This is a genomic window from Xenorhabdus stockiae (assembly GCF_002632825.1).
In the GTDB taxonomy this organism is placed as follows: domain Bacteria; phylum Pseudomonadota; class Gammaproteobacteria; order Enterobacterales; family Enterobacteriaceae; genus Xenorhabdus; species Xenorhabdus stockiae.
Map to the genome: position 1 here is coordinate 77205 of NZ_NJAJ01000003.1, position 17256 is coordinate 94460.

Annotated in this window: 16 protein-coding genes; 2 read left to right on the forward strand and 14 right to left on the reverse strand. The window is 43.7% G+C overall.

Annotated elements, in window-relative coordinates; all coding sequences use genetic code 11:
* Positions 1-31: 31 nt before the first annotated feature.
* From dxs to xseB, 3 genes are all read right to left on the reverse strand, one after another.
* Entirely contained in the window at positions 32-1897 is a 1866-nt protein-coding gene (gene dxs, locus Xsto_RS01610) for a 1-deoxy-D-xylulose-5-phosphate synthase (RefSeq protein WP_099123902.1), read from the reverse strand.
* 303 nt (positions 1898-2200) lie between these two features.
* Positions 2201-3118 carry a (2E,6E)-farnesyl diphosphate synthase gene (gene ispA, locus Xsto_RS01620; protein WP_099123960.1) on the reverse strand — a complete coding sequence of 306 codons (918 nt, stop codon included), beginning with the start codon at positions 3116-3118 and terminating at the stop codon, positions 2201-2203.
* 4 nt (positions 3119-3122) lie between these two features.
* A complete protein-coding gene (xseB, locus tag Xsto_RS01625; protein WP_086955388.1) occupies positions 3123-3380 on the reverse strand; it encodes an exodeoxyribonuclease VII small subunit in 258 nt (85 codons plus the stop codon).
* A gap of 248 nt (positions 3381-3628) precedes the next feature.
* Here xseB and thiI point away from each other — a divergent pair, with 248 nt between their 5' ends.
* Positions 3629-5077, forward strand: coding sequence for a tRNA uracil 4-sulfurtransferase ThiI (gene thiI, locus Xsto_RS01630; protein ID WP_099111547.1), 1449 nt, complete (start codon positions 3629-3631; stop codon positions 5075-5077).
* Positions 5078-5141: 64 nt separating this feature from the next.
* Here thiI and yajL read toward each other — a convergent pair whose 3' ends face one another.
* A complete protein-coding gene (yajL, locus tag Xsto_RS01635; protein WP_099111548.1) occupies positions 5142-5738 on the reverse strand; it encodes a protein deglycase YajL in 597 nt (198 codons plus the stop codon).
* The gene (panE, locus tag Xsto_RS01640) at positions 5701-6612 is read right to left on the reverse strand and encodes a 2-dehydropantoate 2-reductase (RefSeq protein WP_099123903.1); all 912 of its coding nucleotides are present in this window, start codon (positions 6610-6612) and stop codon (positions 5701-5703) included. The genes yajL and panE overlap by 38 nt, the downstream gene beginning before the upstream one ends.
* Before the next feature lie 182 nt (positions 6613-6794).
* On the opposite strand from panE, the gene Xsto_RS01645 reads away from it, so the two are divergent.
* Positions 6795-7286: a YajQ family cyclic di-GMP-binding protein gene (locus Xsto_RS01645; RefSeq protein ID WP_099111550.1), complete on the forward strand. Its 492-nt coding sequence runs from the start codon at positions 6795-6797 to the stop codon at positions 7284-7286.
* A 118-nt stretch (positions 7287-7404) separates the two neighbouring features.
* On the opposite strand, the gene Xsto_RS01650 is transcribed toward Xsto_RS01645, so the two are convergent.
* The 9 genes from Xsto_RS01650 to Xsto_RS01690 form a co-directional block, all read right to left on the reverse strand.
* On the reverse strand, positions 7405-8772 hold the full coding sequence (locus tag Xsto_RS01650; RefSeq protein ID WP_099123904.1) for an MFS transporter: 1368 nt from the start codon (positions 8770-8772) through the stop codon (positions 7405-7407).
* Positions 8773-8885: 113 nt separating this feature from the next.
* Complete coding sequence (gene cyoE, locus Xsto_RS01655; protein ID WP_099122210.1) at positions 8886-9770, reverse strand: heme o synthase; 885 nt, start codon at positions 9768-9770, stop codon at positions 8886-8888.
* Between the two features lie 12 nt (positions 9771-9782).
* A complete protein-coding gene (locus Xsto_RS01660) occupies positions 9783-10115 on the reverse strand; it encodes a cytochrome o ubiquinol oxidase subunit IV (RefSeq protein ID WP_086955395.1) in 333 nt (110 codons plus the stop codon).
* Positions 10115-10726, reverse strand: coding sequence for a cytochrome o ubiquinol oxidase subunit III (locus Xsto_RS01665; protein ID WP_099111553.1), 612 nt, complete (start codon positions 10724-10726; stop codon positions 10115-10117). Before Xsto_RS01665 ends, Xsto_RS01660 begins: the two co-directional genes overlap by 1 nt.
* Positions 10726-12708: a cytochrome o ubiquinol oxidase subunit I gene (cyoB, locus tag Xsto_RS01670; protein ID WP_099111554.1), complete on the reverse strand. Its 1983-nt coding sequence runs from the start codon at positions 12706-12708 to the stop codon at positions 10726-10728. The genes Xsto_RS01665 and cyoB overlap by 1 nt, the downstream gene beginning before the upstream one ends.
* A 4-nt stretch (positions 12709-12712) precedes the next feature.
* On the reverse strand, positions 12713-13690 hold the full coding sequence (gene cyoA, locus Xsto_RS01675; RefSeq protein ID WP_099111555.1) for a cytochrome o ubiquinol oxidase subunit II: 978 nt from the start codon (positions 13688-13690) through the stop codon (positions 12713-12715).
* Positions 13691-14040: 350 nt separating this feature from the next.
* Complete coding sequence (locus tag Xsto_RS01680) at positions 14041-14802, reverse strand: nucleoside-specific channel-forming Tsx family protein (protein WP_099111556.1); 762 nt, start codon at positions 14800-14802, stop codon at positions 14041-14043.
* Positions 14803-15039: 237 nt separating this feature from the next.
* On the reverse strand, positions 15040-16566 hold the full coding sequence (ampG, locus tag Xsto_RS01685; protein WP_099123905.1) for a muropeptide MFS transporter AmpG: 1527 nt from the start codon (positions 16564-16566) through the stop codon (positions 15040-15042).
* An 80-nt stretch (positions 16567-16646) separates the two neighbouring features.
* On the reverse strand, positions 16647-17234 hold the full coding sequence (locus Xsto_RS01690) for a lipoprotein (protein ID WP_099111575.1): 588 nt from the start codon (positions 17232-17234) through the stop codon (positions 16647-16649).
* Between the last annotated feature and the right edge of the window lie 22 nt (positions 17235-17256).

The following is a 17256-nucleotide window of genomic DNA, read 5'->3' on the forward strand; positions in this document are numbered from 1 at the left end:
ATAATAGAAAATATTCATCCGTTATGACAATTTATTGCTTAAGGTGTTTTTCGATAGCGTTTAAAATGCCAGCGGAATCTAACCCTAAATCAGAATGAAGTTCTGCCTGTGTTCCCTGAGGTATAAAGTAATCAGGTAACCCGAGGTTTAACACTGAAACTGAGTTCCCTGTTTGCATCAGCAGTTCATTAACTCCACTGCCTGCACCACCCATGATGGCATTTTCTTCCAGCGTTACCAGCAAATCATGTCGGGAAGCCATCTCCAGAACCAGTTCTTTATCAAGTGGTTTGACAAAGCGCATATCAACAACGGTTGCATTCAGGGATTCAGCAGCCTGCAATGCGTTTGGCAGTAATGTACCAAAGTTCAGAATGGCAATTTTTTCTCCCTGACGGCGGATAACGCCTTTGCCAATTGGTAGTATTTCCAGTGACTGAAGTTCTGCGCCTGTGCCTGTGCCTCGTGGATAACGGACAGCAGCTGGACCGTCTTGATATTGGTAGCCGGTATGCAACATTTGTCGGCACTCATTTTCATCACTTGGCGCCATAATAACCATATTGGGTATACAGCGCAGGAACGAAAGATCGAAGGCACCCTGATGGGTCTGCCCATCCGCACCGACAATTCCCCCCCGATCGATGGCAAACAGGACAGGTAAGTTCTGGATGGCCACATCATGGATGAGCTGATCATAAGCACGTTGCAGGAAAGTCGAGTAAATCGCGACAACAGGCTTATATCCCCCAATGGCCAGACCTGCTGCAAATGTCACAGCATGTTGTTCAGCAATGGCAACATCAAAGTATTGTTCTGGATATTCACGGGAGAAACGCACCATGCCTGAGCCTTCTCTCATAGCGGGCGTGATCGCCATGAGTTTTTTGTCAGTGGCAGCTTCTTCGCATAACCATTCACCAAAAATTTTCGAGAATGTCGGGCGGGTATCTGAGCTTTTTGGCAGAGAACCTGTTGAAGGATCAAATTTAGGAACCGCGTGCCAACTGATAGGATCTTTTTCCGCAGGAGCATATCCACGGCCTTTTTTGGTCATGATATGCAGAAATTGTGGCCCTTTCAGATCACGCATGTTTTTCAGTGTCTGAGTCAGTGCCAGTACGTCATGACCATCAACAGGGCCGATATAGTTAAACCCAAGTTCTTCGAACAGCGTTCCGGGAACAACCATACCTTTGAGGTGTTCTTCAGTTTTTTTCAGCAGTTCTTTGATAGGAGGCAGACCGGAAAAGACTTTTTTGCCGCTTTCGCGCAGAGTCGTATACAACTTACCGGAAAGAAGCTGTGCCAGATGGTTGTTCAGTGCGCCAACGTTCTCAGATATCGACATTTCATTGTCATTAAGAATGACGAGCATATCGGGATCGATATCTCCTGCATGGTTCATGGCCTCAAAAGCCATACCTGCGGTAATGGCACCATCACCAATCACACAAACTGTTTTGCGGCCTTTATCTTCATGTTTTGCCGCAATTGCCATACCTAAACCAGCGCTGATTGAGGTTGATGAGTGCCCGACACAAAGTGTGTCATATTCACTCTCATTCCGCCACGGGAAAGGATGGAGGCCATTTTTCTGGCGGATAGTGTTGATACGGTCACGGCGCCCGGTCAGAATTTTATGTGGATAAGCCTGATGACCGACATCCCAGACTAAATTGTCGAAGGGTGTCTTATAAACATAATGGAGTGCGACGGTTAATTCGATAGTTCCAAGGCCGGAAGCAAAGTGGCCGCTGGAGCGACTGACACTGTTTAGCAAAAATTGGCGCAGTTCATCGCATAACTTTGGCAACGTGTCTTTAGGTAGCAGGCGAAGCTCTTCAGGGGTTTCCGCCAATGCCAATGTTGGATATTTCGCTATATCAATGCTCATGCTATGCCTGTTAAAATGCTATGCACGTTATATCCTTCGTCTTTCAAGTTGCCTCTTTGTTGGCTAAGCTCATTCGCCCCGGTCACCGTTTTTATAAACATACGGTTATCTATGCTTCCGTGTCCCATTCCCTTGCCGCCGTGATGCCACTTGAAATCCCTTGGATATATAAATTGAAGATTAAGAACCCTGATATTATTAGCATGTAATTGCGGGGGTTCTCCCGAGAAGGCCATATTCTATTTTATTTTGAATTTATTTAACTGATAACTCATCAATCAGCGGTTGTCATGGCCTGAGTTTTTAGCTGTTTCTCTCAATGATGAAGCCCGCCAGCTGTTTTAGAGTCACAGTATTATAGAATTGTTTTTCCAGTTCTGTGAGAGCGGCAATAGCATCTTCATGCAGATCTTTGGCTTTTTTCTGAGCCTGCTCTAATCCCAGTAATGCGGGATAGGTACTTTTACCAAGCTGCTGATCGTTCCCCTGACGTTTGCCGATAATTTCTGTATTGCCAATGACATCCAGAATATCATCATGAACCTGAAACGCGAGGCCGATAGCTTGGGCATACTGATCGAGTAAAGGTAATACTTCCCGGCCCCGTGCACCAGCGCCATACGCGCCAAGCCTGACAGCACAACGAATTAGCGCACCTGTCTTGTGTTGGTGAATCTTTTCCAGAGCGGTCAGATCAATTTGCTTTCCTTCCGCTTGCAAATCCAGTGACTGCCCGCCGCACATACCAGCAATACCGCTGGATATTGCTAATTCAGCAACCATCTCAAGGCGATCAGATAGTGTGATATTTGGCATGTCGTGTTTTGCCAGGATCTCAAATGCTAACGACTGCAAAGCATCCCCGGCCAGAATAGCATGATTTTCACCAAATTTTATATGGCAGGTAGGCTGACCACGGCGTAAATCATCGTTGTCCATTGCGGGTAAATCGTCGTGGATCAGGGAATAAGCGTGAATGCACTCTATAGCAAGGGCTGGCGCATCAAGGCTCTCTTTGGGCAGTCCCAGCATTTCACCTACTGCGTAAACCAGAAATGGTCGTAGCCGTTTTCCACCCAATACAGCACCGTGCTGCATAGCAGTTGCTAATGGGCCGCCTAAAAAGGGGAGCGAAGAAAATGTTGCCATCAACTTCTCATTGATATGTTGCTGGCAATTGCTTAATTGCTCTTCAAAAGGAGCCTTACATTGTTCAGACATAAAGTTACTCAGCATCAGGCGAAAATTCATCAAGCGGCGATTGTGCATCATTACTTAATAGAATTTGTACTCGTTGTTCCGCTTGTTGGAGGGTTTTTTGCCCTTGTCTTGCAAGTTGAATTCCGCGTTCAAATTCATTTAATGCATCCTCTAAAGGAAGCTCCCCTGATTCCAGCCGAATGACAATTTCTTCCAGCTCTTTCAGGGATGTTTCAAAAGTCGGTGCCTGCTCGGTTGCTGATGTTCGGTTTGCCTTAGACATAATGATTTAATAGTATGATTATTTAACGAGTTACAGTGAAGTAAATCCGTTACAGAATTGCAGAGTACCCTACTACACTGAAAGAAATAAATCATTCGTTACTACTGTTTTTTTACAGACAAACTGTTTTTTTACAGGAGATATAGTGAGATGGTGTTATACTCTGCGCCCTATCCAACTGACTATTTAAGAACCATCATTGATCCTGCTTGTGATAGTTCAATACTGAATGACTACTATATCTTACTATGAAGTTTATCATTAAATTATTCCCAGAAATTACGATCAAGAGCCAGAGTGTCCGCTTACGTTTTATTAAAATCCTTGCCAGCAATATCCGTAATGTACTGAAAACATTCGGAGAGGGAACTGCTGTTGTTCGCCATTGGGATAATATAGAAGTTCGAACTAAAAATGATAACCTCGGCGCAGAAATTTGTGATGCACTTACACGTATTCCGGGTATTCACCATATCCTGCAAGTAGAAGAGAGAGAGTTTCGTGACTTGCATCATATCTTTGAACAAACCTACGAAACATATGGGCATTTATTGCATGGAAAAACGTTTTGTGTCCGTGTAAAACGCCGGGGTAAACACAGTTTTACTTCCAATGAAGCTGAACGATATATTGGTGGCGGCCTGAATCAGCATATTGAATCTGCCAAAGTGAAGCTGACCCATCCAGATGTGACAGTTAATCTGGAAATTAATCAGGATACACTGGTTCTGGTTAAAGCTCGTCATCCGGGGATTGGCGGATTTCCAATCGGAACACAGGAAGACGTTCTTTCACTGATTTCAGGCGGCTTTGATTCCGGTGTTTCCAGCTATATGCTGATGCGCCGTGGCTGCCGTGTCCACTACTGTTTCTTTAATCTTGGTGGTTCAGCGCATGAAATTGGGGTGAAACAGGTTGCTCATTATCTGTGGAACCGATTTGGCAGTTCTCACAAAGTTCGTTTTGTTGCTGTCGATTTTGAACCGGTTGTCGCAGAAATTCTGGAAAAAGTGGATGATGGTCAAATGGGGGTTGTGCTTAAGAGAATGATGGTCAGAGCCGCCTCCAAAATTGCAGAGCGCTATGGTGTTCAGGCAATTGTGACAGGAGAAGCGCTGGGGCAGGTATCCAGTCAGACACTGACTAACCTGAGACTGATTGATAATGCTTCAGATACCCTGATCCTTCGTCCTCTGATTTCTCATGATAAAGAGCACATTATTAAGCTGGCTCGTGAGATAGGCACAGAAGATTTTGCCCGCACTATGCCCGAGTTCTGTGGCGTTATCTCTAAAAGCCCGACAGTGAAAGCAGTCAAAGCCAAAATTGAGGCAGAAGAAGATAAGTTTAATTTCGATATTCTGGATCATGTAGTAAGTGAAGCCCAGAATCTGGACATCCGTCAGATAGCTGAGCAGGCTGGTGAGCAGGTTGTAGAAGTAGAAATGGTGACTGAGTTTTCTTCTGATGATGTGTTACTGGATATTCGCTCACCAGATGAACAGGATGACCGTCCTCTGAAAATGGAAGGCATCGATATCCATTCACTGCCTTTCTATAAGCTGAGTACCCAGTTTGGCGATTTGCCAAAAGAGAAAAACTACCTGTTGTATTGTGAGCGTGGAGTAATGAGCCGTTTACAGGCGCTTTACCTGCGTGAACAGGGTTTCCAGAATGTGAAGGTTTATCGCCCTTAGCCTGAAAACAGATAAGCTGCTGGCATTATGTATTGTTACCAGCAGCTTATTATTAACAAAACAATTACTGTAGATTTTGGTAATTGTTTATCCCCGGAGGCAAAACTAACTGAGCAGCAACTTCTGCGGCAGTATCTTTCCCTTTCAAAAGCTCAATCAGTTTTAAAGCGAAGTCAAAAGCAGTCGCAGGTCCCTGACTGGTGAGTAGATTGACTCTCTCATCAAAATAGACCCGCCGATCTATCCATTTCTCTGGCGCTATTTTATCTTTCATGCTGGGATACCCCGTCATATTACCAACTGGAAAAAGTTGGTGATGTTCCAGGACAATAGCCGGTGATGCACAAATTGCAGCGATGATTTTTCCCTGACTTTGTGCCGTGCGAATTTTTTCCACGACTAGCCCGCTATCACGAAAACATTCCGCTCCTTTTATGCCGCCCGGCAGGATAATGGCATCAAAATCTTCGTCAACAACTTCTACCAGAGGGACATCTGCGACAATCTTAACACCACGTGAGCAGGTTAATATCAGTGCACCATCTGTTGCTGTACTGGCGACGGTGACGTTAATACCGGCTCTGACCAGTAAATCAATAGTTGTGACAGCTTCGGTTTCTTCACTACCGTGAGCGAGACAAATGAGAGCTGAGGCGTTCATATTCGTCCTCCTGTCGTTTGATATAACGATAAATTTGTGCGTTTTCTGTCAGTATCAGCCCATGTACACGGGCCCGAGTTAGTAGAAAACCAGTAATGTAGTCTATTTCCGTACGTCGTTGTGAGCGGATATCCTGCCGCATAGATGAAGAGTTTTCTGATGTCCTCGTGATGATATCCATAATGTAATCTATCAGTGTCTGCTTGGAGACTTGAATACCATCATGCTTCATCACTTGATGAACCTCATCACATAAAGCATGGACTTTAGCAATATGATTTAGTAATCCACCATTTTTGCAATCGTAAAGTACGGTGAGCGGATTGATAATGCAGTTCGCAGCAAGTTTTAGCCAGCTGATAGCATAAATATCATTGCTCCAGACTACCTCTGGCAGAGCATCGTTCAGAATATTTGCTAATACACTGAATTTATTGGTATCAGGTAGTATAGAGCCAATTTGGGTTATTCCTGGTGATTTATGATAAACAATACCATTTTCCTGATAGGCTCCATGAGTCGTTACTCCGGATAAAATAGGGTTAGGTAGCGGTAAAAGTTCTTCCTGTGTTCCCATTCCGTTATGCAGTAACAGTATCGGGCAATCAGGGGAAAGTTTAGGGGAGAGATTATTAATAGCATTGGGAACCTGCCAGGCTTTCAGACAAACAAGCAGTAGCTCGCTTTCAGCAAGATGCTTTTCATTATTGGCAAGGACTTGCTGTTCAAATGTTCTATTTTGTAATGTATTAATATGAACAGCTAACGAAGGTTGTGGAACTTTTAGCCATGCTTGAACATGATGCTGTTGTTCAGACAAGGCGGCAAGCCATAATTTTCCTATGGCACCACAACCCAGAACAGTTATTTTCATTGTTCTTCCTTGAGAGATACTTTCATCGGAAACGTTAAAATTATGCAAGTCTTACATAAATCTCAAACTACCTAATGTCGCGGAAATCAGAAAGATCACTTAGCCTGAGAAGTATAGATCTTTTGCCAATAATGGAAAGCGGTTATCATGCCGGATTATTGATTAGCTGGAGGTGACTGGTAATGCCATCATTTGATATTGTTTCAGAAGTTGATATGCAGGAAGTGCGCAATGCAGTAGAAAATGCGCAGAGAGAATTAACCAATCGCTGGGATTTCCGCAATGTCAATGCGAGTTTTGAATTAAACGAGAAGAACGAATCCGTTAAGATCGCGAGCGAATCTGACTTTCAGGTTAACCAACTTATCGATATTCTGCGTGAAAAATTTGCCAAACGAGGAATTGATGGCTCGGTGCTGAATGTTCCTGAAAATATGGTTCATAGTGGTAAAACCTACAGTGTGGAAGCAACCATGCTACAGGGTATTGATACACCGCTAGCGAAGAAAATCGTTAAGCTGATTAAAGACAGTAAGCTGAAAGTTCAGGCCCAAATTCAGGGTGAACAAGTACGAGTTACTGGTAAAGCCCGTGATGATCTGCAAAGTGTGATTACATTAGTTCGCGGTGCAGAGTTGGGCCAGCCTTTTCAGTTTACTAACTTCAGAGATTAACCGTAGTATAAGCGGATTATTCTTTTTGGCCTGAGCCAAATATTTAAGGGAAGCCCGTAATTATTTATTACTGTTGCTTCCCTTAATTCTGTACAGATATCGGCTATCCTGAACTTTATTATGAATGGGCAATTACAATCTGTTCTAATTGTTCACGGTTAGTCTGCTTAGTATCTACCTTTATATATGCGCTGAGTTCCTCTGGTACAATCACGACATCTTTCACACCCACCTGAGACCGTATTTCTTTTTCCAGAACGTCAGGAGCACTTAATTGAGCAGGCAAAACTAGCCTGATGCTACTGACATAAGGTGGCTGACGCATAGTAAGACTGAGAATAAACCAGAATAGAGTAAGAATGATTCCAGCCATAAAGACTAATGATGCACCTTGTATTTCGTATAGCATACCGCCAAGACTTCCGCCCAACGCCACGCCGATAAACTGGCTGGTGGAATAAATCCCCATTGCTGTACCTTTATACCCTGCCGGCGCTTCTTTACTGATTAATGAGGGTAAAATGGCTTCCATGATATTAAACGCAAGGAAGAAAATCTGAATACCGGCAAATATTCCCCAAAGATGTGAGCCTAAAGACCACAATACAAACTCAGCGATAAACAACATGCCGATACAAAGCAGGAAGACCTGTTTCATTCGGCGTTTCTTTTCTGCATAAATAATGAATGGTAAAACAGCAACGAAGGAAATAAGCGTAGTAATTAAATAAACTTTCCAGTGTTGCTGGGGAGGAAACCCGACTTTTTCCATAATAAGGGGTAGGGCAACAAAACTCGACATCAATAATGTATGCAGACTAAGTATACCAAAATTGAGTTTTAGCAACTGGGGATCAGAAAGTACACGCCGGAAGCTGCCGCGAACAATACCGGATTCCCGATTTAATAAGTGTTTATGTGTCGATGGTACTGCGAATAATGTTATTAAGATACCGCAACTGGCAAGGATTGCTATTGTACCAAATAAACCATTCAATCCAATCTGGTGAGTAACAATAGGACCGACGACAATGGCAAAGGCAAATGTGAGACCAAAACTGATCCCAATAAATGCCATAGCTTTTGTGCGGTTTTGCTCACGGGTCAGATCCGATAGCAATGCCATAATTGCCGCAGAAATTGCTCCCGTCCCTTGCAAAGCTCTTCCGACAATAACACCCCAGATGGAGTCACTAAAGGCGGCAATAATGCTGCCTAAGACAAAAATAAGCAGTCCAATGATGATTAAAGGTTTTCTACCGATTTTATCTGAAAGTAGCCCGAATGGGATTTGAAATATAGCTTGTGTTAAACCGTAGATGCCAATTGCAATGCCGATCAAAGCTTCGGAGGCGCCCCGTAACTCTAAACCGTAAGTTGTCAGGACTGGTAACACCATGAACATGCCTAACATGCGTAGAGAAAAAACGGAACCTAAACCCCATGTTGCTCTAAGTTCAAGGGGAGTCATTTTATTATCGTTCATGGGTACCTCATACCTTCAAAAATTCGATATGACATTTTAGCTAGACAGGAGTAAAGCAATGTTTGCAAGAGAAAAGGAAAGAAAAATGGCAGGGAAAACCTGCCATTTGAATACTACCGGATGTAAGTTAGCGCTATTTCTGGAGATGCCGCAGAATCCACAGACATCATGATACTCAAAGACATGATGGCGACAATAGAAAATATAAATAACTTACGAGCCCAAGCTCGATCATTTGTGGTTTTATAACCTGATAATGCCATCCCCAGCCACCAGATACTTACTACTGCAGCAACGATGAGGTATTTATAACCTGCATAGCCACTGATTGTCAGCATCAGCGTAGCAACCATAAATGCCAGAATATAGAGAGTAATGTGGTTTTTTGCCACAGAGATACCCTTAATAACAGGCAAAACTGGAATATTGGCGGCCTGATAATCTTTGAACCGAAAAATAGCAATGGCGTAAGAGTGGGGCATTTGCCATAAGCTGAAAATCAGCAATAGAATCAATGCTCCCATGTCAAACTGCCCTGTTACGGCACAATAACCAATAACAGGAGGTGCTGCACCTGACAAGCTACCTACCAGCGTGCCATAAATAGACTTCCTTTTCATGTAGAGGCTATAAACCCCTACATAAATGACAAACCCGATGAGAGCTAACTGCATTGCTAAGGCATTGGCTGCTACATAGAGCAGCACCATGCCAGCAATACCTAACACTGAGGCGTAAATCAGGCTGATTTTCGGATTGATAAGCCCTTTAACAAGGACCCTTTCTTTTGTTCTTTCCATGATCCTGTCAATATCGCGGTCAATATAGTTGTTAAATACACAACCTGACGCTACTACCAACGATACTCCGACCATTGTTGCAAAGAACAAGGGGTAATCTATTACGCCCTTGGAAGCGAGTAGAAAACCACCAATCACAGAAATTAGATTTCCGAAAATAATTCCTGGTTTGGTCACTTGTAGGTATTGCTTAATCATTCAAATCAACTCTTAATCAACCATCATATTGATATTCAGGTTGTACATAATCCACAGTGAGCCAACGACAACGATGGCAATAACCAACAATGTGAATATTAAAGCAACAAGGTTCCAGCGTTCTTCAGATGATGTATTCATATGCAGGAAGCAGATGAAATGTACAAAAATCTGAATAACAGCCATGACAACCACGGTGACGAGGATTGTACTGTGTGAAGCAGTACCATCCATTACCATCCAGAATGGGATCACGGTCAATATGACTGACAGGATAAAGCCAATCATATAAGTTTTGAAGCTACCGTGGCTGGCGCCGGTATGAGAAGTATTTGGATGACTCATCACATAGCTCCCATCAGATAAACGACAGTAAATACACAGATCCAGACAACGTCAAGGAAGTGCCAGAACAGGCTCAGGCAGTTCAGGCGAGTCTGGTTCACGTCAGTCAGACCACGGCGTGCAACCTGAACCATCAGGACAATAATCCAGATCAGACCAAAGGTAACGTGCAGACCGTGAGTCGCAACCAGTGCGAAGAAGGATGACAGGAATGCACTGCGGTCAGGACCAAAACCTTCTGAGATCAGTTTATGGAATTCGTAAACTTCCATTGAAACGAAGCCCAGACCCAACAGGAAGGTAACGAACAGCCACAGGTTTACCTGACCAGCTTTACCTTTGTTCATGCCCAGCATGGCAAAACCGTAAGTGATACTACTGAACAACAGCAGGAAGGTTTCTACCAGCACAAATGGCAGTTCAAAAATTTCTTTACCTGACGGACCACCCGCTGTGCCGTTAGCAAGTACAACATAAGTTGCAAACAGGCTTGCAAACAGAACCAAGTCACTCATCAGGTAGATCCAGAAACCAAATACTTTGTTGGCTCCTGTATCGTGGTGCCCATGAGCGTCATGGGCGGCTGTGTTATTAAGGGTTTGAGTCGACATTATTTCGCACCTGCCTTTCTCAGTTCTTCGTAACGCTGATCTTCAATTTTTTCGACTTCAGCTACAGGAACGTAGTAATCAACGTCTTCGTCAAAGCTTTTCACGATGCAGCTGATGACAATACCTGCGAAACTTGCAATAGCCATCCACCAGATATGCCAGATAAACGCAAAGCCCAGCACCAGACAGAATGCACTGATAATCACGCCAGCACCTGTGTTTTTAGGCATATGAATTTCTTCATATTTAGCAGGACGCTTATATTCAGTACCTTTTTCTTTCATATCCCACCACGCATCACGAGTCTGGATGTGTGGAACTTCCGCAAAGTTATAGAACGGAGGTGGGGATGAAGTTGACCATTCCAGAGTACGGGCACCCCATGGGTCACCAGTCAGATCACGATTCTGCTCACGGTCACGGATACTGACGTAGAACTGGATAACCTGACACAGAATACCAAGAGCAATCAGGACAACACCACCTGCTGCAACTACCAGCAAAGGATGGAATTCTGGGTTGATATCCTGGCTCAGACGGCGGGTCATACCCATGAAGCCCAGCGCATACAGCGGCATAAAGGCAACGAAGAAACCGGTGATCCAGAACCAGAATGCACGTACACCCCATTTTTCATTCAGGGTGAAACCGAATGCTTTCGGGAACCAGTAAGTTGTACCAGCGAAACAGCCGAATACCACACCACCGATGATAACGTTATGGAAGTGAGCAATCAGGAACAGACTGTTATGCAGTACGAAGTTTGCACCCGGAACAGCTAGCAGAACACCGGTCATACCACCAATGGAGAAGGTGACCAGGAAGCCGACAGTCCACAGCATCGGAGTTTTGAATTCGATGCGACCACGGTACATGGTGAACAGCCAGTTGAAGATCTTAACCCCGGTCGGGATGGAGATAATCATCGTGGCAATACCGAAGAAGGCGTTAACGTTCGCGCCGGAACCCATGGTAAAGAAGTGGTGCAACCATACGATGAACGACAGAATGGTAATAACAATTGTCGCCCATACCAGAGAGGTATAACCAAACAGACGTTTTTTCGAGAAGGTTGCCGTAACTTCAGAGAAGATACCAAAGACAGGCAGAACCAGAATATAAACTTCAGGATGACCCCACGCCCAGATCAGGTTGATGTACATCATCATGTTGCCGCCCATATCGTTAGTAAAGAAATGGGTGCCCAGATAACGATCCAGGGTTAACAGTGCGATTGTCACTGTCAAAATAGGGAATGCTGCAATAATCAGTACGTTGGTACACAGTGAAGCCCAAGTGAAAACAGGCAGTTTCATCATGGACATACCTGGCGCACGCATACGCAGGATAGTCACGAAGAAGTTAACACCAGTCAGCAATGTACCTACACCGGAGAGCTGAAGACTCCATATCCAGTAATCAACACCAACTCCCGGGTTGTATTCCAGACCGGACAGAGGCGGGTAGGCCAGCCAGCCAGTTTGTGCGAATTCACCGACCCCCAGTGAGAGGTTGATCAGAACGACACCCACAACAAACAACCAGAAGCTCAGGGAGTTCAGGAATGGGAATGCGACGTCACGTGCCCCGATTTGCAGAGGAACCACGATATTCATCAAACCAACAACGAAAGGCATCGCCATGAAGAAAATCATGATTACGCCGTGCGCGGTAAAAATCTGATCATAATGGTGCGGGGGCAGGAAACCTGCTTCACCAGCGGAAGCCAGGGCTTGCTGTCCACGCATCATGATGGCGTCAGCAAAACCACGCAGCATCATTACCATGGCAACAACGATATACATGACACCGATTTTTTTATGGTCAACACTTGTCAACCATTCGCTCCAGAGCCATTTCCATTTGCCGAAATAAGTTATGGAACCAACTACTGCCAGTCCCCCGAGAAGGATCCCCAATAAAGTAACCACAATAATGGGTTCATGTAATGGGATCGCATCAAGTGTTAATTTTCCCCACATGTCTTTATTCCTCAACACCTGCATGAGCCGGTTGACTCATATTCATATTATGACCCGCAGCTTCACCATGTTCTGCTTTGTCATGGCCTGTTTTGCCGTGAGACATACCAAACATACCGCCATGACCCATATCACCCATAAACTTGGCGATAGTTTCCTGGAACAGTTTTGGTTTCACGCTTGAGAAGTATTCAACTGGGTTGTTCTGGCTAGGTTTTGCCAATGCATTGAATGCCTGCACTGTGTCCAGAGTTTTAGGTGACGCTTTAACTTTTTGTACCCACTCTTCAAACCCAGCACGATCTTCAGTTGCAGTTGCGGTGAATTTCATGCCAGAGAAGCCATGTCCACTGTAACTGGCTGAGAAGCCATCGTATTTGCCTGCTGAGTTAGCAATCAAGTGCAGTTTTGTCTGCATACCTGCCATTGCATAAATCTGACCGCCTAACTGTGGGATGAAGAAAGAGTTCATCACAGAATCAGAGGTGATTTTGAAGTTAATTGGCACATCTTTAGGGAATACAATTTCATTTACGGTTGCAATACCCTGCTCCGGATAGATAAACAGCCATTTCCAGTCGAGGGAAATAACTTCAATCGTTACCGGCTTCACATCGCTGTCCAGTGGCTTATATGGATCGAGCTCATGAGTCGTTTTCCATGTAATCGTGGCCAATACGATGATAATCAGGATAGGCACGGTCCAGACAACAAGCTCAATTTTATTTGAGTGTGCCCAGTTTGGACGATAGGTTGCAGATTTGTTGGCTTCCCGGTAACGTAAAGCAAAGACGATTGCCATTACGATAGCCGGGATAACAACGATCAGCATCAGGCCAAACGCTGTCAGTATCAGCGTTTTTTGCTCAACGCCGATCGCCCCTTTGGGATTCATCAATACCATATCACAACCACTTAGCATTAAAGTGGCTGCGAGTAGTGACGATAACCCAATAGTTTTTTTGTATTTCATAAGTCTCATTAGAGCGACCCCAGATAACAAAAGCTTTATTGTCGTTTCATCAGTGCGGGCATTCTACGGTAAGGTTACCGGAGTGTAAACAATTGTAATAGAAGCAGGATGGCTTGTAGGCTTTTTATGCTAGAGGGATCACATGCAATATGAGATTTAACAAAAAGTTAACTTCGGGTGGTTATTGTATCCAATAAATCAAAATAGGCAATATTTTTTATATAACCATCTATTTTTAAATAAACTTTTCTTAATGAAAATTACAGGTAACGTTTTTAAACAGACAATGTTTCAGTAAATAAATCATGACTTTTAATCTTGGTGAACAGTTTTGAACTGTTCACCAGTTAAACTAATTATCAGAAGTTATATTTTACACTGTAAACAATACCATCCTGAAGGAAATCTTCCCCTAATTTATTGTCAGCATAACGGTATTGAATTCCGGCAGTAAAAGAAGGGTGTGGATTCCACCATAACCCTACTGCGCCGTTGACTCCGTCAGGGCCACCGTTGCCGTAACGCTTATTGCGGTTTAATTCAATTTCATTCCAGTTTGTGACGCTGAATTTTTGTTCCCACAGGTTGAAATCGTATCCGGCAACCCAGCCTACAACGTATCCGTTGTTTCCTGAGTAGAACTTGTTGTCGGTATAATTTAAAGCGACGAACGGTTTGAACCACAGACCAGCGAAGGTTGTATTATAACCTAATCCATAGAGTGTATTGACTTCATGGAAGTTTCCGCCGTTTCCGGGAAGAGAGTAGCTTCCGTAAACATGTCCGTAAAGATTGAAACCTGTCTCTCCCAGATAATAACGACCTGTTGTTTTGAAGGCGTATCGTAGGTTATCACCGGGTTGTGCAGTCTTGCTGTTAAATGGATTCTCTAAATCAAAGAAACCATATAGCTCTCCCCAGCTGAAGCCCGCTCCACCTTCTAGCTCCATATAGGCAAAGTCATCTTTGTGAGAAGACTGCCCGGTTTTGTGTGTTGTGTGTTTGCTCCAGTCAAGGTAGTTCATGCTGACATTGGCAAACCCCCACTGGTATTCCGCGCTGGCTGAGGCAGAAACCAAGGCGGCAGCAACTGCTGTGAGTGTCAAAATATGTCTTTTCATAAATTCCCTTTATATGGCTTTAGATAAATAAAGATATTTTGGATAGTTCGAAACAAAATAAATATGAACGTGAGAATAATAATATTTATTAGTATAAATATAAATGTTCCCCCTCTAGAAAAGATGTTTCTTGGGTCACATAATTTTAGTTTTTTACTATTATTGTGATAATAATCACTAAATAAGAGCAACAAAAGACTGAACTTTGTCAGCCTTTTGTTGTAGTGGCAGGAATTTTTAAGCAAATTTACTTTTTTTCAATGCGATGTAGTCCAGAATACCACCCAGCAGTAATCCTATAACACCAATAACAACGCTCCAGGACAACATAGGGTATATAAAGTCACTTATGTTATTACAAAGATCGATATATCTTGGAGAGATGTAAAGCACCAAAGTGACAATATGCGTTATTACAAACAACAGGCTATTTATAATTAACCAGGCAGCAAAAATAAGTGCAGCCAGAGTCATCGTCAGGAAGGCTAGCCGATAATAGTTACTGAATAGTGTCCGGGGAATAAAACTATCCGTTTTTTGGGTATAAGCTAGTGTACTACGACAAACCAGCAGTAGAGCCAGGCCCGGAAATCCAATCACAATGGAAAACAGATAAAACATTGACCAGCCATGAGCTTCAGCAAACCAGCCTGCAACCGGGCCAACATACACTCGTCCTACCGCGGCCAACGCTGAAAGAAGAGCAAATTGTGTCGCTGAAAAAGACTTATTGCAAAGTGTCATGAGTAGGGCAACAAATGCTGCTGTGCCCATACCACCACAGATATTCTCCAGAAATATAGCCCCTCCCATGACATAAATATCTTTAGGGGTGACGGCAAGTATCCAATAACCGAAATTTGAAATGGTTTGCAAGATCCCGAAGATCATCAATGCACGGAACAGACTCCACTTTTGCATTAAATAACCACCATATAGTGCTCCTATAATGGTAGCGGCCAGTCCAAGGGTTTTATTGATCATACCAACTTCGGCCGGATTAAAACCAACTCCTCGGATAAGAAAAGGAGTGCTAAGGGAGAGGGCGAAAGCATCAGCCAATTTATACATAACAATTAGCAGAAGGATAAGCCAGGCATTATTTCGACTAAAAAAATCAAATAAAGGTTCTACAACGGCCTGGTGCAATGTTTTTGGTGGCGCTGTATCTATTTGGGGTTCTTTAGCCGTAAGAGTAGCATAAACACCAATCAGCATCAGACCGGCCATAAGCCAGTACATACAATTCCAGCCAATATAAGTTGTTACCCATAGGGCTAAACCGCCGGAAACCAGCATTGCCAATCTGTAGCCTAATACAGAAATCGCAGCTCCGGCACCGCGTTCTTCTTGCTGAAGCAGGTCAGTTTTATAGGCGTCGAAAATAATATCCTGAGAAGCGGAAAAGAAGGCGACAGCAACAGCTAATGCGGCTAACCACCATAAATGTTGTGAGGGATTTAGAAATCCCATGCCCGCGATACTGATAATGAGCAAAAGCTGGGTAACAAGCATCCATCCACGTCGCCGTCCCAGAAATGAAGGGGAATAGCGATCCATGGCAGGTGCCCAGAGAAATTTAAAGACATATGCCTGACCGACTAAAGTGAAAAAGCCGATAGTTTTGATATCAACATCTTCCACTGTCATCCATGCTTGTAATGTGCCTGCTGTAAGAGCAAGAGGAAGGCCTGATGCAAAACCCAGTAAAAGAAGAATGCGATAGTTACGTATTGCTGATAAATTAAGAGCATGATTTGCCATAAGCCCCTCCAATACTTTCTGCCTATAGTCTACTGAAAGTCACTTCAATAGAATCAGGCAGAAAGCATATTCATATTCTGTTAGCGAACGTTTTGTTTGATGAAGGTGCTGATTGACGAATCTTGGGCCATATCTGCGATAACATCTGATAATACAGTATTAACAGCATCAGCAATTTTTGCGTTAGTTGCACTTAATGGAGCCTGCACATTATAGCTGGTGCGATAGTTCTTGATTTGTTTATTGCCATCCTGAGCATAAACGATCACTGAAATTTCTGCTTTTGCTGAAATATCGTGACGTAAACTGCCTTCTTTAACATTGGCATAAAGTTGATTGACAACAACTTGCAAGTTGGCATTAGCCGGAGAGCCAATCATATAACCACGAGCGACCATTTGCTTTTCCAGCGCTTCTTGCAGTAAAAAGCGTAAATCGCGTGAAGGTAGCAGCGTGACTAATTTTGCATCCCGGTTTACTTGAGCCAGGGCTTGAGATTGCCGCTGGTCGACCCCACTAATATTGATTGTGATAGCTTTCATCGTCGGGTCTGCTGATGGCAGGGCAATTTTAGGCTGAATAGCGAGTGTATTGCTGGGGGTTGCACAGCCAGTCAGATTGGCTAAAAAGAGAAGTGCGGTAAGTGGAATAAGTATTTTCTTTAGCATGTAAATGGTCTCATTCTGGATA

Excerpts from the sequence above, each read along its gene's own strand:
- Xsto_RS01645 (WP_099111550.1), top strand. The coding sequence starts at position 6,795 with ATGCCATCATTTGATATTGTTTCAGAAGTTGATATGCAGGAAGTGCGC.
- ispA (WP_099123960.1), bottom strand. The coding sequence starts at position 3,118 with ATGTCTGAACAATGTAAGGCTCCTTTTGAAGAGCAATTAAGCAATTGC.
- ampG (WP_099123905.1), bottom strand. The coding sequence starts at position 16,566 with ATGGCAAATCATGCTCTTAATTTATCAGCAATACGTAACTATCGCATT.
- Xsto_RS01650 (WP_099123904.1), bottom strand. The coding sequence starts at position 8,772 with ATGAACGATAATAAAATGACTCCCCTTGAACTTAGAGCAACATGGGGT.
- thiI (WP_099111547.1), top strand. The coding sequence starts at position 3,629 with ATGAAGTTTATCATTAAATTATTCCCAGAAATTACGATCAAGAGCCAG.
- Xsto_RS01680 (WP_099111556.1), bottom strand. The coding sequence starts at position 14,802 with ATGAAAAGACATATTTTGACACTCACAGCAGTTGCTGCCGCCTTGGTT.
- cyoE (WP_099122210.1), bottom strand. The coding sequence starts at position 9,770 with ATGATTAAGCAATACCTACAAGTGACCAAACCAGGAATTATTTTCGGA.
- cyoB (WP_099111554.1), bottom strand. The coding sequence starts at position 12,708 with ATGTGGGGAAAATTAACACTTGATGCGATCCCATTACATGAACCCATT.
- Xsto_RS01665 (WP_099111553.1), bottom strand. The coding sequence starts at position 10,726 with ATGTCGACTCAAACCCTTAATAACACAGCCGCCCATGACGCTCATGGG.
- yajL (WP_099111548.1), bottom strand. The coding sequence starts at position 5,738 with ATGAACGCCTCAGCTCTCATTTGTCTCGCTCACGGTAGTGAAGAAACC.
- cyoA (WP_099111555.1), bottom strand. The coding sequence starts at position 13,690 with ATGAGACTTATGAAATACAAAAAAACTATTGGGTTATCGTCACTACTC.
- xseB (WP_086955388.1), bottom strand. The coding sequence starts at position 3,380 with ATGTCTAAGGCAAACCGAACATCAGCAACCGAGCAGGCACCGACTTTT.
- panE (WP_099123903.1), bottom strand. The coding sequence starts at position 6,612 with ATGAAAATAACTGTTCTGGGTTGTGGTGCCATAGGAAAATTATGGCTT.
- Xsto_RS01690 (WP_099111575.1), bottom strand. The coding sequence starts at position 17,234 with ATGCTAAAGAAAATACTTATTCCACTTACCGCACTTCTCTTTTTAGCC.
- dxs (WP_099123902.1), bottom strand. The coding sequence starts at position 1,897 with ATGAGCATTGATATAGCGAAATATCCAACATTGGCATTGGCGGAAACC.
- Xsto_RS01660 (WP_086955395.1), bottom strand. The coding sequence starts at position 10,115 with ATGAGTCATCCAAATACTTCTCATACCGGCGCCAGCCACGGTAGCTTC.